This window comes from Planctopirus sp. SH287, assembly GCF_056500625.1.
This window is the reverse complement of sequence record NZ_CM151403.1, coordinates 1718515-1744822: the sequence shown is the minus strand read 5'-3', so window position 1 is coordinate 1744822 and position 26308 is coordinate 1718515. Positions and strand designations below refer to the sequence as shown.

Annotated in this window: 16 protein-coding genes; 7 read left to right on the top strand and 9 right to left on the bottom strand. The window is 51.1% G+C overall.

Translation table 11 applies throughout. From position 1 onward, the window contains the following. Positions 1-34 precede the first annotated feature (34 nt). Positions 35-1057, bottom strand: a complete 1023-nt coding sequence (gene nadA / locus SH287x_RS06620; RefSeq protein ID WP_479517797.1) for a quinolinate synthase NadA — start codon at positions 1055-1057, stop codon at positions 35-37. Positions 1058-1167: 110 nt separating this feature from the next. Between nadA and SH287x_RS06615 the strand changes: the two genes are divergently transcribed. Continuing rightward, a complete protein-coding gene (locus SH287x_RS06615) occupies positions 1168-1983 on the top strand; it encodes a PIG-L deacetylase family protein (RefSeq protein ID WP_479517796.1) in 816 nt (271 codons plus the stop codon). Between the two features lie 383 nt (positions 1984-2366). Here the strand turns inward: SH287x_RS06615 and SH287x_RS06610 are convergent, their stop codons facing one another. The 3 genes from SH287x_RS06610 to SH287x_RS06600 form a co-directional block, all read right to left on the bottom strand. Further along, positions 2367-3986 carry a DHA2 family efflux MFS transporter permease subunit gene (locus SH287x_RS06610; protein ID WP_479517795.1) on the bottom strand — a complete coding sequence of 540 codons (1620 nt, stop codon included), beginning with the start codon at positions 3984-3986 and terminating at the stop codon, positions 2367-2369. 81 nt (positions 3987-4067) lie between these two features. After that, positions 4068-5603: an HlyD family secretion protein gene (locus SH287x_RS06605; RefSeq protein ID WP_479517793.1), complete on the bottom strand. Its 1536-nt coding sequence runs from the start codon at positions 5601-5603 to the stop codon at positions 4068-4070. 679 nt (positions 5604-6282) lie between these two features. Next, positions 6283-7677 (bottom strand): tetratricopeptide repeat protein, encoded by a 1395-nt coding sequence (locus SH287x_RS06600; RefSeq protein ID WP_479517792.1) that lies wholly within the window; start codon positions 7675-7677, stop codon positions 6283-6285. Positions 7678-7995: 318 nt separating this feature from the next. Here SH287x_RS06600 and SH287x_RS06595 point away from each other — a divergent pair, with 318 nt between their 5' ends. Both SH287x_RS06595 and SH287x_RS06590 read left to right on the top strand, forming a co-directional pair. Next, on the top strand, positions 7996-9045 hold the full coding sequence (locus SH287x_RS06595) for a 3-keto-disaccharide hydrolase (protein ID WP_479517791.1): 1050 nt from the start codon (positions 7996-7998) through the stop codon (positions 9043-9045). A 183-nt stretch (positions 9046-9228) separates the two neighbouring features. After that, positions 9229-9921, top strand: a complete 693-nt coding sequence (locus tag SH287x_RS06590) for a phospholipase D family protein (protein WP_479517790.1) — start codon at positions 9229-9231, stop codon at positions 9919-9921. A gap of 7 nt (positions 9922-9928) precedes the next feature. Here SH287x_RS06590 and SH287x_RS06585 read toward each other — a convergent pair whose 3' ends face one another. Next, positions 9929-10939, bottom strand: a complete 1011-nt coding sequence (locus SH287x_RS06585; protein ID WP_479517788.1) for a polysaccharide deacetylase family protein — start codon at positions 10937-10939, stop codon at positions 9929-9931. A 653-nt stretch (positions 10940-11592) separates the two neighbouring features. Between SH287x_RS06585 and amt the strand changes: the two genes are divergently transcribed. Next, entirely contained in the window at positions 11593-15540 is a 3948-nt protein-coding gene (gene amt / locus SH287x_RS06580) for an ammonium transporter (protein WP_479517787.1), read from the top strand. Positions 15541-15577: 37 nt separating this feature from the next. Next, the gene (locus tag SH287x_RS06575; protein ID WP_479517786.1) at positions 15578-16591 is read left to right on the top strand and encodes an HD-GYP domain-containing protein; all 1014 of its coding nucleotides are present in this window, start codon (positions 15578-15580) and stop codon (positions 16589-16591) included. A gap of 137 nt (positions 16592-16728) precedes the next feature. Here the strand turns inward: SH287x_RS06575 and SH287x_RS06570 are convergent, their stop codons facing one another. Next, positions 16729-17718, bottom strand: a complete 990-nt coding sequence (locus SH287x_RS06570) for a malate dehydrogenase (protein ID WP_479517785.1) — start codon at positions 17716-17718, stop codon at positions 16729-16731. Positions 17719-18012: 294 nt separating this feature from the next. Here SH287x_RS06570 and metG point away from each other — a divergent pair, with 294 nt between their 5' ends. Both metG and SH287x_RS06560 read left to right on the top strand, forming a co-directional pair. Next, positions 18013-20103: a methionine--tRNA ligase gene (gene metG, locus SH287x_RS06565; RefSeq protein ID WP_479517784.1), complete on the top strand. Its 2091-nt coding sequence runs from the start codon at positions 18013-18015 to the stop codon at positions 20101-20103. 244 nt (positions 20104-20347) lie between these two features. Next, positions 20348-20779, top strand: coding sequence for a YkgJ family cysteine cluster protein (locus SH287x_RS06560; protein WP_479517783.1), 432 nt, complete (start codon positions 20348-20350; stop codon positions 20777-20779). A gap of 272 nt (positions 20780-21051) precedes the next feature. Here SH287x_RS06560 and SH287x_RS06555 read toward each other — a convergent pair whose 3' ends face one another. From SH287x_RS06555 to SH287x_RS06545, 3 genes are all read right to left on the bottom strand, one after another. Further along, complete coding sequence (locus SH287x_RS06555) at positions 21052-22269, bottom strand: hypothetical protein (RefSeq protein ID WP_479517781.1); 1218 nt, start codon at positions 22267-22269, stop codon at positions 21052-21054. After that, positions 22266-24551, bottom strand: coding sequence for a hypothetical protein (locus tag SH287x_RS06550; protein WP_479517780.1), 2286 nt, complete (start codon positions 24549-24551; stop codon positions 22266-22268). The genes SH287x_RS06555 and SH287x_RS06550 overlap by 4 nt, the downstream gene beginning before the upstream one ends. Positions 24552-24615: 64 nt before the next feature. Then, positions 24616-26079 carry a MotA/TolQ/ExbB proton channel family protein gene (locus SH287x_RS06545; protein WP_479517778.1) on the bottom strand — a complete coding sequence of 488 codons (1464 nt, stop codon included), beginning with the start codon at positions 26077-26079 and terminating at the stop codon, positions 24616-24618. Positions 26080-26308: the final 229 nt, after the last annotated feature.

Sequence of the window (26308 nt, the reverse complement as noted above, 5' to 3'; positions counted from 1 at the left end):
GCATGCACCCTACAAAATAATGACCCTAAGATCATCACTTCGCAGGCTCCAGCAAACTTCTGCGCAACACGTCTTGTGCATCAGCAAAGAACGGCTGCCAGACGATTTCCGGCCGCATGTCTCGCAGGGCATCACGTACTTTTTGCAATGTATTTCGGGCCATGTGAGGACAGCTATTACAAGCGCAAGTTTCGCCCGTGCTGGTCATGATTCCTGGAACAGGAATAAACGTATGCTGCGGCGCAATCTTCTGAAGCGGATGAATCATGTTCGCTTCCGTCGCGACAAGAAACGTCGTGGGTTCTGTAATGGCAGCGACATGGCGACGCATTTTTTCTGTCCCACCAATGACATCCGCGTGCTCCAGAATGTTACGCGGACACTCCGGGTGTGCCATCACCACCGCTTGAGGGTTATTTTTCTTGGCCCGTAACAGATCCTGAATACTGAAGACCTCATGCACCATACATGATCCCGGCCAGAGAATCATTTTCCGACCGGTCACTTCGCTGAGGTAACGCCCCAGATGCTGATCGGGGACGAACAGAATTTCCTTATCCGCAGGAACCCTGTCAATGATTTCCCGTGCGTTGCCACTGGTGACAATCCAGTCACACAAACTCTTCACCGCAGCCGACGTGTTGATATAGGCCACCGTCTGAATATCACGGCCAGAAGCTCGTAACTCGTTCTGGAAACGGGCCAGATCTTCTGGCTGGCAACTTTCTGCGAGCGAACATCCCGCCTGCATGTCGGGCATCAGAACGGTTTTTTCCGGGCTGAGAATCTTCGCCGATTCTCCCATAAAATGGACACCACAGAACACAATGACGGGATTGGTGATTGTCGTGGCATCCCGGGCCAGCTTCAGGCTGTCACCCGTAAAATCCGCAATTTCCTGCAAGTCACCCTCTGTATAAAAGTGTGCGAGAATGGCGGCGTTACGCTCTTTTTTCAGGGCGTCGATTTCATCCATCAATTCCAATGGATCTTCCTCGATCGCCGGACGAAAATTGGCGGAAGGAAAAACCGGCCCCTGAATCACTGGTAAAGACATGGTCAACTCTTTCAACTCTCTGCAGGGCAGGGCCGTGATTTATTGGTGCGGCTGTGCGTGCATTGTACGTCTGACGGCTCTGACAACTGAAGTTTAATGAGGTTTCTGCTGTGAATCGACCCCTCCGCATTCTTGTAATCGGCGCTCATCCAGATGACTGCGAACTCAAAGCCGGAGGAATCACCGCATTATACCGTAAAGCAGGCCACCACGTGACATTTGTTTCCGTGAGTTGTGGCAATGCCGGCCATCATCGTTTGGCTCCTGATGAACTGGCGGCGCTGCGAAAGACCGAGACCGAAGCCGTCACCCGCTTGATGGGCATAAACTATCTCATCATGGGCCAGAATGATGGCGAAGTACTTCCCACGCTGGAACTCCGCCAGCAGATGATCGCCCTGATTCGCAAAGAGCAACCCGACCTCGTCCTGACTCATCGCCCCAACGACTATCACCCGGATCATCGCGGGACGTCACAGGTCGTGGCCGATGCGGCTTACCTTTTGATCGTGCCCAATATTGTTCCCGAGGTTCCCGCTCTGCGCGAGAACCCCGTGATCATGTACCTCTCGGACAATTTCCAAAAGCCGACTCTCTTTGACCCGGCAGTCGTCGTTGATGTGACCCCCGTCTTTGACTCCATTCTCGACCAGTTAGCCTGCCACGCCTGCCAGTTTGGCCAATGGCTCCCTTACACCATGCTGAAGCCGGAAGTCGAAGGTGCAACCGCCATCCGCCAGGCAGCACAGGACTTCTATGAAAGCTTCAACGGCCCACTGGCCACTCGCTTCAAAAAGCAGATCGAAGCCACCTACGGCTCAGAAAAAGCGGCTCAGGTCAAGTTCATTGAAGCCTTCGAGCCTTGTGAATACGGCGCCCCATTAACCGAAGAAAACAAAAAAACACTCTTCCCATTCTTGCCGTAACCACGATTTTTTATAGCAGAGTAGCAGGGTAGCCCCGGTTGAAATTCCGATTTCTACCGGGGTGGCAACGCCACAAGAGGTTTTCACAAAAAAACTCCACAGTGCCATGTGACCCAGACACAAACCTCTTTTGCCTCTGGCACACAGGTAGCCCGATGACGGGCAACCTGTGCGACTCATTTCAACAGAGCGTAAACATCATTCCGCAGCAGGGTAGCCCCGGTTGAAATTCCGATTTCTACCGGGGTGGCAACGCCACAAGAGGTTTTCACAAAATATTTTCACAGTGCCATGTGACCCAGACACAAACCTCTTTTGCCTCTGGCACACAGGTAGCCCGATGACGGGCAACCTGTGCGACTCATTTCAACAGAGCGTAAACATCATTCCGCAGCGACATGCGCACCCTTTTCCTGAGTCGATTTCTTCATGAAAAGCAGCAACAGCAATAGTGAGATAGCCAGAACAGCAAAGAGATAAAAGTCATCGAAGTAGGCCAGCGAAGCGGCTTGAATCTGGCGTTGATTGGCCAGCGTCTGAAGGGCCATCGCCTTGGCCTCGGACGGATCCGCCGTGAATGACTGAAAGTAGAGGGATGTCTGGTTGAGGAAATCTGCCACAGCCGGATTGAGTGGATCAAGAAACTCGCCCATACGGGTTGTGTGAAACTGTTCTCTCCGGATCTCCATCGTCTGAGCAATCGACGTTCCCACGCTGCCACCTTCGTTTCGCAGCAGAGCAAAAATCCCGACGGCTGATGCTCGGAGTTCGCGGGGAATGTAGTGGTAAGCTGCCACGTTGAGCGGAGCGAACATCATCGACAACCCCATAATCATCACAACTCTCGGCCACACCACCTGCCACGGGCTGATATCCATAGTCATGATCGACATCCAGTAGCATCCCGCCGCCATCAACAGCAGGCCGCAGGCGATGAACCAGCGTGAGTCCACACCCCTCGCAAAAATCGCCCCGGTGATCAGAATAGTAATAATGGCAAACACACCCGAAGGCGAGAGCACCAGCCCCGAAGCCAGAGCATCATATCCATAAAGAGCCTGCAGCATCCCGGGCAGTGTCGTGCTTGCCCCATATAGTACCGCATAGGCACTGAAGCAGATCGCACAGCAAACAGCAAAATTGGCATCGCCCAGAGGTTTGAGGTTAATCAGCGGTCGCGAAATGCTCAGTTGTCGCCAGATCAACAATCCCAGGCCAATCACGAAACATCCCACCAGTGTCTGAACGCGCCAGAAGGGATCACCAAACCAGTCCCATTCCTGACCTTTGCTGAGAACCACCTCCCAGGACGAAATGGCGATGATCAGCAGACCCAGGCCAATCCCATCAAACTTCAGCCCCTCTTTAAGAAGTGACTTGCGTTGTTCCTTCAGATATTCGGGATCCTTCAGCACCACAGCCGCAGCGATAACGCCCACCAGTCCGATCGGCACATTGATGAGAAAAATCCATCGCCAGTCATAATTGACGGTCAGATAGCCACCTAATGTCGGCCCCACAATCGGGGCGATTAGAGCGGCCAAACCAAACAACGTCATGGCCGCACCTTGTTTTTCTTGGGGAAAAGAGTCGAGGAGCACCGCTTGGCTTGAAGGTTGTAATCCACCTCCCGCCAATCCCTGAATGATGCGGAAGAGGATCAGTTGCTCCAGACTGGTCGCCATGCCGCACAGCCCCGAAGCGATCGTAAAAACCGCAATGGATCCCAGAAAGTAATTACGCCTCCCCAGGCGTGACGATAGCCAGCCAGAGATCGGCAAGACGGTAGCATTCGCAGCCAGATAGCTAGTAATGACCCACTCGCTATCTGTCACAGCGGCTGACAATCCACCAGCAATATAGCGAAGCGCCACGTTGGCAATCGTCGTATCCAGAACCTCCATGAAAGTCGGAATAACAACGACAGCAGCGATGATCCAGGGGTTGAACTCGCGAGGTAAAACGACCATTTTCTGTAAGGCGGGAGCAACGGCAACAGCCATAAAATGTTCCGCTTGCGAGACCCGATCAGAACTGAAAAACAAAGTAAAGCACGTATTTTCAATAATCAGTAGCGAAAACTTTTACTGATCAATCACTGAGTTCTGGGGAATCATCGGCAATTTTTGAAAAGGTTGTAATACGCGACCAGAATTGGGGCCAGTGGGCGGTTCTTTATAATAAACATAAGGGACAACAGAAAGCCCGGCAAAGATTGGCAACTTGTCGGGATCATAATCAGTCAACTCAATTCGGACGGGAAGCCGCTGAACAATTTTAATAAAGTTGCCCGTTGCATTTTGTGGAGGTAAAAGTGCCAGGGTTTGTCCGGTTCCCATTGTAAATCCAGAAATCCGACCATTAAATCGGTGTTGACTCCCGTACATATCCAGATCCAGCTCTACACGCTGACCAATCCTGAGGTCTCGCAGCTGCGTTTCTTTAAAGTTCGCATTGATCCAGATTTCCGTCAGTGAACGAATCGCCATCAGGCTCTGGCCAATCTGAACAAAGTTCCCCGGATTCACGTTGCGTCTGGTAACTACGCCATCAATTTCGCTGACGACTTGACAATAAGAAAGATTCAATTCCGCCAGCGAGAGATCCTGCTTGGCCTGCATCAATTTAGCCTCAGCTTGTTTAATCAGCGGAGCATTAGGAATCAGCTGGTCATAGATCCGGTCAATATTTCCTTGAGAATCAAGTTGATAGAATTCGGCAATGGCTTGCTCAGGAGTCAGATCCCATGACCGGGGCTTGTAACCAAAAAGAGCAGCGGCTTGCAACAAATTGGCAAGCGACTCTTTTACCAGTGAAAAAGTCTGTGAAAGGTCACTAGGGACATCGAGAGGATTCTTTGTATTTACCGGTAAACCAAGACTCGCACGAGTTTCCTGTACCACCTCAGAAGCGCTGTCAACACGACTGCGAGTTTCATCCCTCTTAGCCTGGAACGAATCAAAATCAGCCTGCGTAATGACGTTTTTTTCCAGAAGCTGCCGATTCCGTTCAAAGTCTCGGTCTGCGAGTGTGTATGTCGCCTCTGCCACTTTCAATTGAGCCACATTCGACCTAAGCAGCGCTATCTGGTTTTGAACATTCTCAATCGCGTGTAATAAAGTAAATTTGGCGCTGCGTGCCTGGCCGACATAGGCCTCAACTTGAGCGCGCGCCGCAGCCACATCTGACAGAGCCACCTCGACCATTGCCCGTTTGATATCGACTTGCACCTGAAAAGGTTCGGGATCAATTTCGATGAGTAAATCACCCCGTTTGACTCGCATATTGTCGTCAACAAGAACCCGAAGAACCTGACCTGCCACACGTGGCGCAACAAACGTGACATGGCCATCCACAAAGGCATCATCGGTAGAAATGGTGTTGAACGACTTGATGACCCATGGCTCCAGAAACCAGATCGATAACCCCACCAGTCCAATTGCCGCAAAGGGAATCAGCCACGGATACTGACTTGTCAAAGAAGAACCCGGTTCGCTTTTTGTGGGAATCGCAGGAGGTGTGGCCACGATGGGCGTAGGAGATGCCGAGCCAAAAGCCTCAGCCTGGTTAGCAGTTGGAGGCGTCTCAGGCAATGTGGGCTTGATATTGCTGCTCATCATCAAATTCCGTCTTTAATCTGCCACGGGGACGGTACCTGAAGCATGTCTTACGATGAGTTACCTCCCGAGTTTCGGACGTCTTACATCACCACATGGCCCAGCAGCATGCAATTCTCATTTTTCTTTTTTGTATAACAGCTTGAATTAAAAACTCGAACGCAACGTCCGCATTGCACCAGCAGGGTAACCCCGGTTGAAATTCCGATTTCTACCGGGGTGGCGCAGCCACAAGAGGGTGTGTATCACCCCGCGTCCCCTACCAACGAGCCGGAAGCGTCAGCGACGGACACTCGCATTAGTGATCTCACAATCAGGAGCAACTAAATTCAAGAAAAATGTTTTCGGTTCGGAGGGGTGTTGAAGATGAACTTGTGGCGGCGGAGTGATTAATAAGTCATGCCCGTCGCTGACGCTACCGGCTCGTAACGCAGGGTAGCCCCGGTTGAAATTCTGATTTCTACCGAGGTGGCAACGCCACCAGAGGTTTTCACAAGTAATCTTCACAGTGCCTTGTGACCCCCGCAACACAAACCTCATTTGCCTCTGGAACACAGGTAGCCCGCAGACGGGCAACCTGTGCTACTCATTTTTGTGGCAACAGCAATAGTGAGATGGCCAGAACCTGGCGTTGATTGGCCAGTTTCGCACACAACTCGAAAATCAAGCCGTAACATGCCACCTAGCCGGCTGCTCCCTGCAATTTCTCCAATCGCTCGCGAGTATCTTTATAGCTATAGTCAACCGCCAGAATTTCATTATAATGGTCTTCCGCCTTGAGGGAATCTTTGGCCTGTTCATAAAGCCGCGCCAGGATGTAATGACATTCCTTATAAGGATCAGGCGTATCCTGATAATTCAGCTTAATGACAGCTTTCTCAAACTGCCGACGAGCGAGATCATTCCGGCTTTCTGCCAAGAAGCATTTCCCCAGATTCACAAGTATCGAGGCTTCATTGCGTGGGTCGTTAGCTGCCTGCTGGTAAAGAGGAATGGCATCTGAATACCGCTTCAGACGGAAGTAGCGTTCTGCCAGCTCATATTTAATTTTCAGATCCGCCGGGTAGCGGTCAATTCGCCGAGCGAAGACATCCACTTCGCGAGCAATCAGTTCTTTGGAGAGTTCAACACCTTTCGCTTTGGCTTCGGCGTTGCCTTTGTTAGCCGCATCGCGTAGCTGCTCCAGTTGCCGCCTGGTCATGAGAATCTCGGCGTCTTCCCATTGTTCCCGCAGGTTAGGGTCATTGGAAAGATCAAGACCTTTCTTAAGAATCTCGACTTGTTCACTGAGTTTATTTTCTTTGCGGTAGTATTCCGCCAGCTTGATGAAATGGCCAACGTTATCGGGTTCTTTACGGATCTGCCGCTGAAGATCGGCCTCAACGGACATCCCGGGGCCGTCAGCTTCATCAGACTTGGTCAATCGGTCATGCTCATAACCTCGCTTGACTTCTTGAGTATCTTTCGCTTTCTCATAACCGCCACGATCGATGGTCTGGCTGGCGCCCAGTTGAGTGATCTTGGAACGATAAGCTCCATTTAATGGTTCCAGGCGTGCCAATCGCTGATAGATACCAACTGCCGCTTGATAGTTACCACGCATTTCGTAGATATCACCGAGCGAGATAAGAAAGACCTTGTTTTCGGGTTCCGACTCAACGGCCTTTTCATAGGCCCATGTGGCCACTTCTTCAAAGCCACGTTCACGACACGCTTCACCGATATTGTGATTAAACTGGCCATCCCAGGGATTGAGCGCCAACCCCTCTTCAGCCGCCTTATCCAGTTCGACCCAGTCTTTCGCACCGCGAGCTTTTTTAACACGGCTACGTAAGCTGTTAACTTTCAAAAAGACCATTTTTGCGCCGGTCTTATTATTGTTATATTTTTTTTCCTCTACTCCACGGAGCGCTTGTCGATAGTTGAGAAACTCGGGAAAAAACTGGACGGCGTTGCCAAACATCTCGATGGCAAAATCCCAGTTTTGCTTGGACATCGCCTCGGTGCCCTTTTTCCACCATTCATTGGCGATTTTTTTTCGACGGGTGATTTCATCCTGAGTTCCGAAGTCGACCATTACTGAAATCCTGGCGTTTGAAACGTGTCCGAATGAGAATGCAGCGACGCAAGAGATTTCAAAGTAACGATTTTGACTTGTCTTTCCAACAGCAGCCACTAACCAGTAGAAGCCAGTGAAAACAATCGCAGCCGGTCGATGATCAGCGTTATCACACAGATTTTCTCGAAATCAACGTCTTCTCCGGCAACGACAACACCTTGTTTCTAACGCGGGGTGAGTCCATCATCGTCCGACACATTGCCTGCCGGGAACGATTCGATCAACCAAGAACTCTCCGCTTCACTGAAAGACCATCTCATGCAGAGGAAATTCTTCATGACTCAACAATCTTGTCGCCTGAATCACGGCACGGCGTTGTGGTGTTCTCAGTTCTGGCCCCGGTTGGCAAAAGTTCTGTTCGCGTGCTGGTTGGTTGTGACACAGGGGTTAGCGTTATTTGCTGCGGGTGAAATTGATCCCAAACAAGTGGATGCTGACTTCGCGTTTCAAGGTGAATACCTGGGAGCCATCACGCTGGAAACGGGAAAAGTCCCTGTGGGCGCCCAGATCGTGGCGAAAGGGAAGGGGGCGTTCCAACTGGTGGGTTACCCGTTCGGGCTTCCCGGAGAAGGGTGGGACACCACCCGCAAATACGAAATCGAGAGTTCAAAAACAGAAAGCGAGACCACACTCCAGTTCAAAGGTGATGAACTCAGCGCCGAGCTTGAAAATGGGCTGATCAGCATCAAGAACGCCTCAGGCGCAATGATTGGCGAGCTAAAAAGAGTCACTCGGGCCAGTCCGACAGCAGGGGTGATTCCTCCCGAGGGAGCCATCATCCTGTTTGATGAAAAAGGAACCAACCAGTTTCCCGGCAGTAAAGTTTCCAAAGAAGGGTGGCTTCAACAGGGAGCGACCAGCGAACCATTGTTCAATGATTTTTTTCTGCATCTGGAATTTCTGCTGTCCTATGCGCCCGACCAGACTGGTCAAAAACGAAGCAACAGCGGTGTCTACCTACAGGGGCGATACGAGGTGCAGATCCTCGATTCATTTGGTCTGGAAGGGAAAGACAATGAATGCGGCGCGATCTACACCGTCAAAGCTCCATCCGTTAACGCCTGCTTTCCACCACTTCAATGGCAGACATATGACATTGATTTTATAGCAGCCAGGTATGATGAAGCCGGGAATAAGACGTCTGACGCACGAGTGACAGTTCGCCACAATGGCGTTCTCATCCATAAAAACGTGAAAATCCCCAATGCGACTCGGGCCGCTCCACTCAAGGAAGGGCCGACCAGCGGGCCGATCTATTTACAAAACCACGGCGACGAAGTCCGCTTCTGTAATATCTGGATCAAGCCTCAGCCTGAAAAGAAGTAAACACATCAATAATTCCTCTCAGCCCCCCATGGTGATTGTACAACATAGGACAAAATCTCTTACTTGACTTTGACCCAACAAAAAGAATACATATGTTCCGCAACAGCAATGACGTGAAATCACGCTGATTTCGTTTTATCAGCCAGAAATAAAACTTCAAAATGGTGTATGACCGGAATAGCAATGGCAAAGTTTCTTAACACAAGCGCTACCAATTACTTTCTAGAAGAATTGATAAAACAGTCTCGAGAACGACTGATTCTTATCAGCCCCTACTTAAAACTGAATGAACGAATTAAAGAGCTGATTGCAGACAAAGATCGCTTAAAAATCGACGTTCGTGTTGTATTTGGTAAAAATGAGCTTCAACCGGAAGAAATCAACTGGCTGAAAGAACTTACTTATATTCGCACCAGTTTCTGTAAAAACCTGCACGCTAAATGCTATCTCAATGAGGATTCTTGCATTATAACAAGTTTAAACCTCTATGAATTCAGCCAAGTCAATAACAATGAAATGGGTGTCTTCATATCCAAAGAATCAGACGGAGAACTCTATCGAGATGCATATGAGGAAGCTCAACGGCTTATTCGGGTTAGTGAAGAAATCCGAACCAGCGTTGAGAAAATCATTGAAGAACCTTCAAGTACCATTGAAGATAGCGAACGAAATAGCAAAATCACCTCATCAAAACTTGCACAAAAAATCGGCATTAAGACCTCAATTCTCATGGAAAAGTTTGTCTCTCTTGGATTGCTCGATTTCCGAGATGGAAAACATTACCTCACTGACAAGGGAAAACAGATGGGGGGCGAATTCCGTATGAGCCAGAAATTTGGCCCCTTTTTCCTTTGGCCTGAAGATCTCAACACCTAGCTTATCGTTAAGTAAAGCATTGCGGCAGCGTAATGATGGCGTCGAACAGGTCGCGGGTGACGTGGGTCTCAACCGCTGTCCGGGGAACCGCGTGAGGATCCAGACGAGAGGCCTGGCCATAACCACCAAAATAGGTAAATGACCAGTCAAACCCATGATAAGCTAATAACTCGCGCGTATCGTTATTAAAACTCCCTTGCCCCCCCACGGGAAAGCTGAACCAGCGGCAAGGTTGCCCCAGTTCTTCAGTCAACCTTGCCTGACAGGTGCCGATTTCAAAATCCTGCTCGGCTCGCGAAAGATTGGCCAGAATAGGATGAGTCGTGGTATGCCCGCCAAATGCCATGCCGCCGCGTTGCATTTCGCGAATCTGATTCCAGTCCATCCACAGTCGGTCACCAATTTCGACCGGTGCCCGTCCTGTCCCGAGTGCATCGGCCAAAAAATTGATATAAGCCCCCGTACGATTGCCATTAAGGATTTTATATCGCTTTAATAATCGCTTAACAGCCTGCTGTCTGTTGGGTTCATCGAAGACAATGTCTTCAAAAATCCACTCATTCGCGTTGAGCTTGTCTTTTTGTGACGTTCTGACCATCCAGGCGATTTCATCCCACCAGGGAACCGTGTGATGGTCAATGAAGCCTGTTGTCAGAAAGAATAAGCAGGTCGTGTTGTAAGACTTGAGAATGGGATATGCAAATTCATAATTATCAATATAGCCATCGTCAAACGTCAGCATGACATAACGACCGCGTGTCTGATTAAATGCGTAAGTCAGATCAGCAGGCCCGATCACATCGAAATCGAGCGAGACACGCTTGACCTGATATTCAAAATCTTCAATTGAGGCGCTCCACAATTCACGATCCAACAAGGAGTTGGAACCGTCACCAATACGGTGATAATTGAGGATCAAGACACCTTTCCAGGCAGGGCAACGGCGAAGAAATGGCCCACAACCTGAAGTATTCAGGGCTTTCGCCAGCAACTCCTGTTTTGAATATCCCCATGGCATCGAAAACGGCCCTACTACTGTACTAACTCTTCATCATGAATTCTGACACAACACTTTAGTGTCAATGCAAATCATGACGACAAAGCACGCCCTATCAGCGGTTGGTGATCTCTGTTGAGAAAAACACTTTTTTCAGATCGATGGCACACGACAAAGATAGCTTTTCCTTAAGGTTGAGCTTCCGGTTTCTTAAGATTTTGTCCATTACTCATGGTGCCACCCTCAAACACAGTTTCATCATCCCTAAGTCTACGTCTTATTCCTCTCGCTCATTCTGACAGGCAAATGATTGGTGGGAATTGGTCTGAGATTCAGGGTTTTCTATCAGATCAAGGTAAGGGAAGACGTTCGCTTCTGGAAGCGATGAAATCGGCTTATCCGTCAGTATCGTTATTATCGATACGATTGATCCTTGCGTCAGGTAAATCACTTAGTCTTTTTCTAAATAATCCTTACAACTGTAATGTTCTGCGACCAATCTTAAGGCTCTCTCAATGTTGAGGTTAGCAGGCAGCAGATGTTGCCAAAATGCAACCTAGGTTTGCTCTAGCCGGCCAGTCCTTCCGAAGTGTCCTTGCCGGTGGGGAATCACTGCCGCACTCCAGTGATTATCACCCGGTATTACTTCGGTTGATTCCCTGCTGGCAGACGAAATGCTCGAACCAACTCAAGCAATTTCACTTCTCTGGGTGACGTGCGCCTCCGTGCTGGTGTTCATGATGCAGGGGGGATTTTGTCTCCTCGAAGCAGGAGTGACCCGCACAAAAAACAGTATTAATGTCGCTCTAAAAAATCTGACCAACTTCTGTGTTGCCGCATTGATTTTCTGGACTTTTGGTTACGGACTGATGTTTGGTGCCTCGGCGCATGGCTGGATTGGCACAACAAATTTCATGCCGGATGAGAGCTTCCGAATTTTGCCTGCTCCCGACACGCTGGCAAGTCGTGGAGCTACAGTTGCCCTGGGCTTCTTTTTATTCCAGATGATGATTTGTGGAATCTCGACAACGATTGCTTCCGGAGCTGTCGCAGAACGCATCCGCTTTGCTGGCTATCTCGTTTTGACGCTGGTGCTCTCGAGCATCGTTTATCCCATCTTTGGGCATTGGGCCTGGGGTGGCACAGAGACAGGAACGCCGACCGGCTGGCTGGCGAAAATGGGATTTGTCGATTTCGCCGGTTCAACCGTCGTGCATGCCATCGGCGGCTGGTTTTCTCTCGCGGCTGTGATGATTATCGGGCCACGGCTGGGACGATTCGATATTAAAGCCCCGCGTATTCGTGGTCATAATCTCGTGCTGGCCACATGTGGCGTGATGCTGCTCTGGGTCTGCTGGTTTGGTTTCAATGGCGGTCGCACTTTCGCCATGAATTATCAAGTGCCACGGATTCTTGTCGCAACAAATCTTGCCGCCATTGCCAGTTGCCTGACCGCTCTGTTTATGTCCTGCTGGATTGAAAAGCGTGCCGTTGTCGAAGTCACACTGAATGGAGTGCTGGGAGGACTTGTCGCAGTGACGGCATCCTGCCATATCATTCCTTTCTGGGGAGCCATTCTGCTGGGAATTGGTGCAGGAGTGATTTCTGTCGCAGTCACTTATCTTCTTGATGACCTCCGAATTGATGATGTCGTTTCCGCAGTGCCCGTGAATGCCGCTTGCGGACTGTTTGGAACCCTTTTCTGGCCGCTATTTACTTCTTCTGAACACTTTCAACACGGCATGACCTGCCTGCAGCAGTGTGGTGTTCAACTTGTAGGATCGATCGCTGCCTTTGGCTGGGCGTTTGGAGTTGGTGGAGGATGCCTTTATCTCATTAACAAAGTGATGCCTTTACGTGTCCGGGCACGCGATGAAATCGTGGGGCTGAACTTTGTTGAACATGGCGCCATGAACGAACTTTCCGATCTGATCGGCACCATGAGTGATCATCGGATTCGTGGCGATTTTTCGCAGCATGTCTATGTTGAACCTCATGGTGAAGTCGGGCAGGTCGCAGCGGAATACAATCGCGTTCTTGATCGAGTCAACGATGAAATACGCGCTCGGGAAGATACGACCCGCGCCTTGAAATCGGCTGAAGAAAAGTATCGCAGCATTTTTGAAAACGCGATTGAAGGGATCTTTCAGACATCGCCTAGCGGTGTCTATATGAATGTCAATCCCGCATTAGCTGAGATCTATGGTTACTCTTCGCCCAATGAGTTGATCGCATCGGTTACTGATATTGGCGCGAATCTTTACGTTGATCCGGGGCGTCGCGAAGAATTTTGCCGCCTGATGGATCGCGACGGCCGTGTCAAGGCGTTTGTATCCGAAGTCCGCCGGCAAGATGGTTCCATTATCTGGATTTCGGAGAACGCTCATGCCGTCAAAAATCACTCTGGCCGGATTCTTTACTATGAAGGCTCTGTCGAAGATGTGACAGAAGTTCAAAAAGCTGAACAATGGCGTGCTGAAAAGGCCGAAGCGGAAGCTGCCAACGAAGCCAAGAGCCATTTTCTTGCAAAAATGAGCCATGAAATTCGCACACCGCTCAATGGTGTGATTGGAATGCTCGACCTGCTCAAGGCAACCTCGCTAGATGAACGGCAACGGCGCTATCTGACAATAGGTCGCAACTCGGCTGACACGCTACTGGGATTGATCAACGATATCCTTGATCTTTCCAAGATTGAAGCTGGCCGGATGGAACTGGATATCATCGATTTTGATCTTCATCAACTCGTCGAAGATATCTCTGATATGTTTGTGCATCGTGCCGAGGGCAAAGGGATTGAGTTAGCTTGCCATATCGCTCCGGATGTACCGATCCGTATCGAAGGTGACCCCGAACGTTTGCGCCAGATTCTGGTGAATCTTGTTGGAAATGCGATTAAATTTACCTCAGAAGGCTATGTCCTTATTAAGGTTTGCGTCAAAAAGAATAAAGAAGGTCAGACCCTCCTTCAGTTTCTTGTCAAAGATACAGGGATTGGAATTTCTCTTGCTAATCAGCAGAAGCTGTTCATGCCGTTCCAGCAAGCGGATGTGACGACATCTCGCCGATTTGGCGGTACGGGGCTTGGGCTGTCGATCTGCCGGCAACTCACGGATCTGATGGATGGAGAGATTCACATCGAGAGCGAAGCGGGAAAAGGGACAGAATTCACTGTAGAGATCCCAATCGCTCAATCGTGTACTTCACCCATGATTCTGGAACATGAAACACTCGCCGGCGTTCGGGTTCTTTTGGTTGATGACAATGAGATCAACCTGGAGATTTTGAGCGAGCATTTAACGGCCTGGGGCTGCCGTGTAAGCCGGTGTTTGTCAGCTGATTCGGCGATGTCGCTGTTATCAAAATCAGTAGGCACTGCGCAACCTTATTCGATCGCGATCATTGATAAGCAGATGCCGGGAACTGATGGCGAGACGCTGGCCAGCCATATCCGGCGTCTCCCTGGAAGCGAAGAGCTTCGCATCCTGATGCTGACCAGTGTTGATTTCAGCGATAACACGCTGACCGGCCACCCTCCCTGGGATGCCTGGATCAATAAACCTGTCCGTGCTGGCCGGCTTCTGGAAACGCTTCAAAAGTTAAGGGATTATGTACCGGTAGTACCTGTCAACAATGTGCCGCCTGAAAGCGAAAGCTATCAGCCACAGCCACGATCGGCACGAATTCTGGTGGCAGATGACAATGAAGTAAATCAATTAGTCACAACAGAACTTTTACAGGCCCATGGTTTTGAAACGGAAACAGCGGACGATGGTGCGGTCGCCGTCGAGAAGATCAAAATTCATGACTATGATCTGATCCTCATGGATTGTCAGATGCCCATGATGGATGGTTTTGAAGCCACCCGGCAAATTCGCCTCTGGGAACAATCACAACAGGCAAGACCTCGTATTCCCATTGTAGCGTTGACTGCTAACGCTATTCATGGTGACCGTGACCGATGTCTGGCCGCTGGGATGGACGGTTATCTGACAAAACCTATCAACTCGGCAGAACTCAACGCAACCATCATCAAGCTACTTGTCACATCACATAAAATCTCATCTGCCCTGGATTCAGGCCCGCAGGAGATTGCAGGTTCAATATCAGCATCAGCGATTCCCTCACCACCGAGTGTGACCCATCGTGCTCCAGAAAATTCCTCAAAAAAATCGATAGAATTCAAGGTCAACTCAACCTTAGTATCCTCTGTTACCCCTGAAACCACTCAAGGCGATGGATCTCATTCAGTGGCGGTTGATTTTCAAGAGCTTCTAGGGAGATGCCGTCGTGATACAGACTTCGCGATCAAGATTTTACAGAAGTTTTTAATTCGAATTCGGGCTGATAAAGCACAACTCGCACTCGCGATGGCATGCGATGATATCAATACTCTCAAATCCGTATCACATTCTTTGAAAGGGGCGGCCGCTAACGTGGGTGCTCGCAAGCTTTCTCAAATAGCAGGAAGTCTTGAAACACAACTTCGCTCCGATTCTCCCTTGCCTCTCGACCACCTTCTGTCCGATCTTATTCATGAAGTTGACTGTGTCGGGAATTGGATAGAAGACAAATTGATGTCTCATTCACTTTCCACTAGCACAATGAGTCAGACAACATGATTTCCGGCCTAAAAATTTCTCAGCAAGGACAGGCGAGATGAAAATCTTGATCGTCGATGACGACGATATGATGCTGGAAATGCTGGAACATGTCCTGGTGCCAGCAGGGTATGAGGTTTTACGTGCCAGTGATGGCCGGCGGGCCTTAGAGATTCTTTCCCAGGAAGCGTGCCGTCTTGTGATCTCCGACTGGGATATGCCAGGCATGACGGGAATCGAACTGTGTCGTGCTGTCCGTTCACAAGATTTTGTCAGCTATGTCTACGTGCTATTACTGACGAGCCATGATGGGCGAGAGTCATTGGTTGAAGGAATGATCGCCGGGGCCGATGACTTTTTAAGCAAGCCGTTTGATCCTGATGAGCTTCTGGTGCGATTGCGTGCCGGAGTCCGTGTGCTTTCGCTGGAAACACGTGAAGTTTTAATTCACTCACTGGCAAAATTGACCGAATCTCGTGACCCGGATACAGGGCATCATCTGGAGCGGGTTCAGCACTACTCGCGAGTTTTGACCGATGAACTGAGTCGTTCGGAAACTTATGAAGACCAGATTGACGCCGAATTTATCCGCCTGGTCTTTCTCACCAGCCCACTTCACGATATCGGCAAAGTCGGCGTCCCTGACAGTGTGCTTCTTAAACCAGGAAAACTGACTCACGAAGAATTCGAGATCATGAAGCGGCATACGTCTCTCGGTGCAGAGACGCTCTCGTCTGCCCTGGAATTGATGCCTGAAGCCCGTTTTTTACAGGTGGCTCGGGATATTGCAGCGAGCCATCATGAAAAATTTGACGGTCAAGGCTATCCGGCGGGCTTAAAAGGTTCCGAGATCCCGCTTGCTGCCCGAATTGTGGCACTGGCCGATGTTTATGATGCGTTGACCACGAAGCGGGTTTATAAAGATGCCTTTTCACCAGAAGAAACCCGTAAAATTATCGTTGAGTCTTCCGGGACTCATTTCGACCCCGTGATCGTTGATGCCTTTCTTGCCTGCGAACATATGTTTGACGTCATCCGGGAACGTTTTACCGACTCGTCTTCCCTGTCTTAACTGGCCGCGCCTTAACTGGCGGGTGCTCATTATTGGCTTGGGCTGTGTGCTAACAATCCATTATCAACGAACAAGCCCGGAATCCACAGGGAACACCGGGCTTGAACAGTTTCTGGATTTATCGCGGCCACCACTACTTACGGCAGCAGATCTTTCACGGTATCTCGCTCAGACTTGAGTTCGTTGACGGTGACGTCGATTTTGGCTCGGCTGAAATCGTCGATCTGGAACCCCTGGATGATCTTCCAGTTCTTACCGTCGCTGGAGAGTGGGAAGCCACTGATGATTCCTTCTTCCACGCCATAACTGCCGTCGCTCAAGACGGCGGCGGAAATACAGGTTCCCGCAGGGGTGGGGTTGACCAGGCTCTTGACGGTATCGAGAGCCGCATTGGCAGCCGATGCGGCACTGGAAGCCCCACGAGCAGCAATCACCGCAGCACCGCGCTGCTGCACTGTCGAAATAAAGCCAGATTTGAGCCACTCATGATCGGTGATGACCTGAGATGCGGGTTTTCCATCAATCTTGGCATTCATGAAGTCGGGATACTGAGTCGCTGAATGGTTACCCCAAATCGCCACGTTCTGCACGGCTGCCACAGGAGTCCCGGCTTTATTGGCCAGTTGAGAGACGGCCCGGTTCTGATCCAGACGGGTCATCGCGAACCAATTGGCACGAGGAATGTCTGGAGCATGGGACATGGCAATCAGGCAGTTGGTATTGCAGGGGTTGCCGACCACCAGGATTTTGGCATCGCGCGAGGCCGCTGCGTTAATGGCTTTGCCTGTGTTCGTGAAAATTGGCCCGTTGATCTTGATGAGATCGCTGCGTTCCATCCCTTTGCCACGCGGAATCGAACCAATGAGAAGCACCCAATCGACATCCTTGAAGGCGGCTTCGAGGTTATCGCTGGAAAATTTTTCCACGCCAGCCAGAGTCGTGAACGCACAGTCATCCAATTCCATGTGGATGCCATCAAGTGCCCCCTGAGCTTGCGGCAACTCGATCAGATGCAGGATGACCGGTTGATTGGCCCCAAAAATCTCACCCGAAGCGAGACGGAACAGCGTGGCATAGCCAATTTGGCCGGCAGCACCCGTGACAGCAACACGGAGAGGCTTGGTCATGTCAGAAATCTCCTCTGATGCCGGAAAGTTGTCCCGGCCGATGGGTGTTCATTCTCAGTAATCATTTCGCACGATGCTTGGCCGTCTAAGGTATCCGTCACCACGGGCGTCGGCAATTGAACGCGAATTTCCCGACTCTCGCCAGCCGTCTCAATTGATGGCATCGTGGACAGTCAGCCATCCAATATCTACGCTGTGAGTTATCCACGCTGTCAGTCACGATCTCATTTCCCCGGTTGGCCAGAGCGGGCCTGCCAAATCACTTGCTTGTGATCACATCTGGAATCATTTTTCATGCCTCGACAGATTCTCGTCACCTCCGCACTTCCTTACGCAAATGGTCAAATCCATCTTGGCCATCTTGTGGAGTACCTCCAGACCGACATCTGGGTGCGATTCCAGAAACTTCAGGGAAATCGCTGCGTCTACGTCTGTGCAGACGATACCCACGGCACCGCGATCATGATTCGCGCCCGCCAGGAAGGCCGATCGGAGCTGGAACTTATCGCCGATATGCGAGAGGCGCATCTCCGCGACTTTACGGGGTTTGGGATTGCCTTCGACAATTACGGCAGCACACACTCAGAGGAAAACCGCGCGTTGTGCGCCGAGATCTGGCAATCGCTCCGTCAGGCAAATCTGATTGTCGAGCGCCACGTTGAACGCTTTTATGACCCTGTTGAAGAAACGTTCCTGGCTGACCGTTTCGTGAAAGGGACATGCCCCAAGTGCGGATCCGAAAATCAGTACGGCGATAATTGCGATAAATGCGGCTCCACTTATGATGCGACGGAAGTCATCAATCCCGTCAGCACTCTTTCTGGTGCGACGCCTGTTCGCCGTGAGTCGCTGCAACTCTTTGTTGAACTTGAAAAAGTGCATGGGTGGCTCAACGAGTGGACACAAACCGGTGGCCATTTGCAGGAAGAAATCGCCAACTATCTGCAAGGTCATTTTCTGCATGAACCACTGCGTGACTGGGATGTGTCTCGTCCCGCACGCTATTTCGGCTTTGAAATCCCTGACTCGCCCGGCAACTACTGGTACGTCTGGTTCGATGCCCCCATCGGATACATTGCTTCAACGCACCAGTGGTGCAAGCAAAATGGCGAGGAACTGGCCCAATGGTGGAAAAGCCCTGAAACGGAAGTGCATCACTTCATTGGTAAGGACATTACTTACTTCCACACGCTCTTCTGGCCTGCGATGCTCAAGACGTCTGGATTCAGTGTTCCTACGAAAGTTCATATCCATGGGTTTCTGCGAGTCAACGGCGAAAAGATGTCCAAGTCGAAGGGCACTTTCGTCATGGCCTCGACCTATTTGAAACATCTCGATCCGGCCTACCTCAGGTACTACTATGCCTCGAAGCTTAGCAGTAAGGTTGAAGATCTTGATCTGAATCTGGATGAATTTGTCGCTCGTATCAATTCAGATCTGGTGGGGAAAGTTGTGAATCTTGCGAGCCGGACAGCCCGGTTTGCCCAGCCAACGGGTCTGTCGGCCAGCTATCCCGAAGATAGCGGATTGTTTGCCGAAGCCGCCGCAGAAGCCAACCGGATCGCCCAGCTCTATGAAACTTGTGAATTCTCGCAGGCCATGCGAGCCATTATGGTGCTGGCTGAAAAGGCCAATAAATACGTTGAAGACAACGCCCCCTGGACATTAAAGAAAGATCCTGCACAAGCAGGTCGTTTACAGGATGTCTGCACGGTGGCACTCAACCTGTTCCGTCAACTGGCAATTTACCTGGCACCTGTTCTTCCTCAATTGGCAGAGCAGACGGGTAAACTGCTGAGCGCCCCCATGACCTTGTGGGACGAAGCTCAGAAACCTCTGATTGCTTCTCCTGTCAACACGTTCGAGCACCTCATGAAGCGGGTCGATCCCGTACAGGTTCAATCGATGATCGAAGAAAGCCAGTCTGCTCCAGCCGCCGCGCCCGCAGCGACACCTGCTATTGATGGTTCCTCTGCTGCCGCCACACCGGCACCCACAACCGCCAACGCGTTTGGGGATACATTGGAAGCTCTGAACAAGGAACCGCTGACCGAAGCCCATTGCACGATTGACGATTTCGTAAAAGTTGATTTGCGGGTGGGTCGTGTTTTGACAGCAGACCTGGTTGACGGCTCTGACAAGTTGCTCAAGCTCACAATTTCGCTGGGCGGCGACCTGACTAAAACCGTTTTTGCGGGCATCCGTCAAGCGTATGAACCAGCGTCACTGGTAGGCCGGCTGGTGGTCTTCTGTGCCAACCTGGCACCCAGAAAAATGCGGTTTGGCACCAGTGAAGGGATGGTTCTTGCGGCTGGTGAAGGGGGAACACAAGTCTTTGTGCTCAGTCCCGACAGTGGCGCAAAAGTCGGCCATCGCGTCCATTAAATACTCATCGATCACTCCCAACTGGAAACAGCAAACTCAGTCAACGTCTTGCGATGCTTACCGCTTTGAGAGTGACATTCTGCTGGCCTGGAATTCCAGCCACCAGAACACGCCTGCTCAAAGCCGCAAGCATGGCACGAAAGCCGTAAGCGTGGCACTTTGAGAGAGGTCAGGATGTTTCAAGTTGGGTTTGGTATGACAAATTCTATTTGTCATCAGGCTTGCGAAATATCCAGAGGGGAACATGGCTAAAAAAACACGCATGACGCGCGAGAAACTCCCAGCGGGGGAGCATCTTTGCAGTTACTGCACTGCCAAGTGCTGTCGATACTTTGCGCTGCCGATTGACACTCCCACCAGTTGGGATGACTTCGACAACATGCGCTGGTACATCATGCACGGTCGCACGTCGATCTTCGTCGATGATGGAACCTGGTATCTTCTCGTTTATGGTGATTGCAAAAATCTTCTGGAAGATCACCGCTGTGGAGTCTACGAAACCCGTCCCGCTATCTGTCGCAGCTATTCAACGGATAATTGCGAATATGAGATTGGCGGTTGTTACGACAAGTTTTTCGAGGCAGCCGAACAGCTCTGGGAATATGCCGAAGCAACCCTTCCTCCGCGCAAGGTTAAGAGAGAAGCCGCTGCCGGACTTCCGATTCTGAGCCTTTGATCCGTTTCTATATTAATAATATCAACGGAAAAAGCTCTCACTCCGCACGACTTGTCACCCTCTCCCACCTGCGTGGGCGAGGCCGCACGGCGGCTTTGTCTTTCCGGCCCCCTCTCCAATTCCGATGGGAGAGGGCTGGGGTGAGGGCGAACCGCTGCTTGAATAGCGATCACACGACATGTTCGCCGATAGCCACCCAGACACGTTACGATATTGAAAATATCAACTGGAAAATCCCTCACCCGGCACGATGTGCCACCCTCTCAAAATGATTATTGGGCCGAGGAACGGCTGCCGTTGGGAGAACCGGCAATGGGCACACCTTTGGGAAGGGGACGAGCCGCGACCATGAAGCCCTGCTGATGAACGAACTTCCGCAATTGCTGAAACTCATCGAAGCTGTCGGGATAGACCCAGAAAGTCAGCGTGACACTTTCGGGAGCCGTCAATAACGATCGATAAAATTTTGAACCGGGATTCATGGCCTGCTCGACAGTTTCGGGCTGCAGGTCAGACGCAGGTTGGATGATCCACTGCGTCACGCTGATGCTATATAGCCCCGGCCCCATTTCGAGTTCAGCCAGCACACCACCGTTTTCCCGCTGAACGGTATAGCCCATCGTGAAGCCTCCCACGGGGCCAACTTCTCCTTGAGCTTTTGAGGTTTTGATCAACCAGTCTTTGCGACTTTCCATCTGCCGTTTGACGAGAGCAACCAGACTATCGATGGGGACTTCAGAAACCCGACCTTTGTCAAAACGGTAATGCCGTTCCCCCCCGTTCACCACTCGTCCTACGGGAGTCACCCGGTGTTCAATTTTCTCTACATTGGGAGGAGAAAATTCCGTCTCAATCACTTGAACCCGCAGGCGGGCCAGTTTTTCTTTGGCCGTGACCAGTTCTTGATGCGCTGTCACTAATCGATCCTGTTTTCCCCGCAAAATCTCTCGTTTCGAGTTAAGATCTGCCGTCATTTCCAACGCGGCTTCCCGCGTCATCTGCAGGACACGCTCTTGATCGGCGCGTTGGGAGTCGAGCATGGCAATCTCGACCTCTAAGTCACGAGCTTCCTGACTGATTCGTTCAGCTTCCCGCTGGAGGGCAGGGCTGGGAGCAAGGGCGATGACACGTGGCTCAAGCGGCGGTTCTTCCACCGGCGTTTCTTCGATTAACTCTGGAGGCATTCGTTCAGGTTCAGCAATTTCCATCGGTTCCGGAAGATGGATTTGAATCGGCAAAGGGTTCTCGACAGGCAGTTCTTTGGGCAACTCGGGAAGAGCAGGAACTTCGTTTTGAAGTGCATCGACAGGTTCAACAAGCGTTACGGCAGACGCTAATGTCGACGGGATCTTCGACACGCTGGGCATTCGCGAGACCTTTAATCCCGCGAGCACGATCAGAATGACGAGAATGCCAACGATGTTCGCAATGACATCCAGAAAGGAATCCGAGCCAAATTCAGATTCACTGGGGGGAGGACGACGGCTCATGGATTCCTCCTGGGGGCCGGGTTCGTGTTCAAAATGAATTCCCGTGAGGATTTCAAACCGGCCCGATTGATTGAGGGATTCAGGCGTTCATAATGCTGAATGCCGCCTGGCTCGACTTGAAATTGAATTTTAGGAACCCAGTAAAAACCTCGGGGAGGACGTCCCCAGTCACGTGCCAGTTCATCAACCGCCAGCAGCAGCATGCGGAGTGTGTCCGCTTTGTTTTCTCCCTGACCAACACGGATCAGAAATTTTTCGTCAACCACCAATGTGTTCGCGGTAACAACCACATTTAAGGGACGCTCCATCCCGATCGTGGCTGATGCTTCAGACATCCCCCAGCGACGCCGCTGGAGATTTTCGGTTGGCATGCCCCGCGCACGGCGACGGCTGTCTTCAGTATCTCCCAATTGCTGCAACGGCGAATTAACGTCTTCCGGCTTGATCTCGGTCGGGCCTTTGGATGCCGAGCCTAACGGGCCACTATTAAGCAGTTTGGCGAACTCCTGATCAGCCTCTTCAATCGCTTTTTCTCGCTGGTTGATCTCTTGATCAATATTCACCATTTGCGAGCCACCATTTTGCCGTCGATGTTCCTGGCCACCGAAATTCTCGACTTTGTTCCAGCTTTCGTCAGAGACGGGAACGTCTGTGAAACCGGTCGACTTTCGTTCGCCGGGCTTGCCGGCTGTTGCAGACTGCCGGTTCTCATGGCGCGAGCCGGTCAGATTCTGCCCAGAGCCGGTGATGGCAGAGTTCTGACCGAGTCCTGTCTCGCTAGAAATTCCTTCGCCACGAAGATCCGATTGCTGACTGGCAACATCCATGCGGGAAGGCATTGTTGAGTCACCTGGCCGCCCTGAAGAGAGATTGCGTGACTGGCCCGAAGAGGAGACGCCTTCCGTTGTTGTGCTTGAGCCAGGTTGACCAGAGGGGCGGCTTTGCCCAGGAATTCCCACCTGAGCCGGCATTCCTCCCATGGCTGACTCGGGGGAGTCCTCTCCGATTCCGACCTTGTTGCCTAGGCGATCTGCGCGAGGATCAATCGCCCCGATATTTCTGGAATGTGCCGTGGAACCGACATGATTTTTGGGAAGCGAATTGCCACCAGAGACATCAAGCTCGCCCTGATCTTGTTCCCCCATAACAAACTCGCCACCTGAACCACCTCCGCGTAATCCCCCCGCCGAGGCGATGGCCTCCCGTTCTTTCAACAAACCCCGCACAGCCAGTTCACAGATCTTGCGGGCTTCGGGATCAGCCATGGGCAAGTGAAGCTGAGTCTCTTCACCGATCAACTCATAGCCGAATGGCTGTCGCATGTTGGAAAGAAGTTGCGTCGCCGCGTAATACGCGACAGTCCCACTGGGACGAACGAGAAGCAGAACATAGGGTTCGCCCGGTGGTTCTCCGGGAAGCCGCGTTCGTGAGGGATTGGCCCAATACCTGGAAAGAGCAATGGCCCCAGAAAGCAGGGGATTGAATTTATTCTGGAAGCCGGCCAGGTCGGCCGCTGTGACAACCACATCTTCAGGCACAAAACGTAACCCGCGCGCGGTGCACTCAATCATGATTGGTCGACGCGTTGTTCCGGTTTGTGTATCGAACGGAACCACCATGAAAACACTGGAACCATTGGAGGGGGGCTTTTCCATCCCTGCCAGTCGTCCTTCCAATGCTGCAATCTGCCGTGTGACGAGATCAATTTCCGCCTGGTCACCTGTCTGGTGCAGCAGTTTGGCCTGTGCCACAAGATCAGCTTGCTCATGGCGCAGCCGATCAACACGATGTTCTTCCTGTTGATTGAGAGACGCCAACTGTTCGATTTGAGAGGCTCGAGAAGCAGCCTGTTTTTCCAATGCCTGCTGGTGAAGCTTCAGCTGATGAATTTGAATTTGCAGTTTTTCCACTGCCGACCGATCAATCACGACTTCCGGTTCAGGGCGGGGAACTTTCACCAGCTTTGGCTCGTGGCTGACTCGTTCTGGCGAGTGAACAACGACGGCGGGTGGTTTGCTGAGGTCTAATTGGGGAAATGCTGGTCTCTCGACGGGATCGATCACAGGTTGAGTCAGCGGCTTGGGCTTTATGATGACCAGAGGCGTCTCAGTGATTGGCTTTGAAAGTTCAGCCGCTGCGACTGCCGCTGCCATCGACTTCTGACGAATCATGCGAGTGGTGACGAGCAATAAAAAAATCAAAGCTCCCATGGCGCAAACGAGAACAGCCAAAAACGGAAAGAGCTGGACTCCTTCGTTTGACTTCGCTCGCGGTTTTGCCATGACTCACCTCTTCTTACCAACTGCCTCTTACCACTGCCGACCAAATTGTCTGTATGGATTAAGGTTAAGCCGCTCGATGAGTCGCACGTGCTGACAGCAGGTGGACTGCGGCGTTCAGGTTGAGCAGCGTTTCTTCAAAGGTGTGTGATTGCTGCAAAGCCGCCAGGTTATTTGCTAATAATTTTTGAGCATCAACCAGTTGTTTCCCGCCATCAGCCAGACTGCCAATCTGAATGGTCTGACGCTCAAGAGCTTCAGCTTGCTCCAGCGAACTTTGGCCAGCGTCTCGAAGCGATGTGGCCAGTGCCACAAAATCTTCGTGCAAAGCAGACGAGGCATTGGTCATCGTGGTTGCTAAAGCGGCCTGGACTTCCCGCTGTGAATCCAGTGCTTCGTTCCATACGTGGAAGACAGTATTCAACTGGCCTGCCACTGATTCAGATAGCTTGGCATGGGTCAATGCCAGTTGCTCTGAAAAAGATCTTCTGAGTTCATCAGCCTGGAATTGTGTGGCATGTTGGACTTCCAGCAATTGCTGACGATGAGCCTCTAAAGTGGAAGCGACGCCTGAGCCTAATGCCGTTGCCAGATCCTGTCCCTGCTGTGTGGCCAACTGATTCCACTGTTGTCGGCAACTGGCAATGGTTTCGTTCCATGCCTCCAGGTGTTGACGTGTCAGCAAATTGGCCTGCTCAAGAAACTGCTGAGCAACTTCGGCTTCGGCCGCCAGTAAAGGTGAAGTGACCGCTTCTTCCTGTGCAGGAAAAATAGCCAGCAAATGCCGCACGGAAAAGTCTTCAACCTGATCAAGGACGCTGGATTCTCCGCGTTCAACCGCGAAGGTTGCAAAGACCAGAATCATCGAGAGAGCAAGTGACAGGGCGGTGGTGTCAAAAGCGACCGCCAGGCCAGATGTCACTTCATTGAGAGAGCTTTCCAGTTGCTCGGGAGTGACGTTTGCAATCGCCATGGTGATCCCGATCACGGTTCCCAAAAAACCGAGAATGGGAATTGCCCAGGTAATTGTCCGGAGAGCACCATAGCTACTGTGAAGGCGAGCCATGGCGGTATCTGCCAGATAGCTCAGATGAGACTCCAGATCAGAGGCGACCTGACGGGTTCGCACATAATAGCAAACGGCACCAATTCGTTTGTACAGTTCCGTTTGCTCATATCGCTTACCGGCGATGCGAAGGTGACTGGCAAGATTTGCCGCTTTGGTCGGCGCATCGGCCTGAGTGTCAGCGAGAAATCCTTCCAGCAGATTTTCACCAAGAACCGCTCGCTCAGTGGGTTGCCGGAGCAATCGACCACCCAATATGGCCATGGCGATACAAAACAGCGTGACGGTCGCGTACTCAATCCAGTGAGATGAAAAGTATCGGTACTTAAAACCTTCATCAATTGGGAGAGATGGCAAAGCCAGATAGAACGACAATGCCATCAAACAGCCGACAATCCAGGAATAATCGCCAGGTTTTTTCGTCGGAACCAATTCAATAGAAACAGGTTGTGCGTTTTTCGACATTCTCATCACTTCCCACATCAAAGATTCATTTCTGAATCATTTGCCCAATAGTTGGCGATCTGGATCTATGGACAAAAGATGGTGTTTTCACCAACAGGCATCTTGAAATCGGACTTGGCAACACCTTTACAATCGTCAAAATCGACAAACCCGACCAGATGAGTTGAATCGAACAGATAAGGTTCTTTGGAAGATTCCGACTTCGTTTCAATTGCTTGTCTGTGGGCTT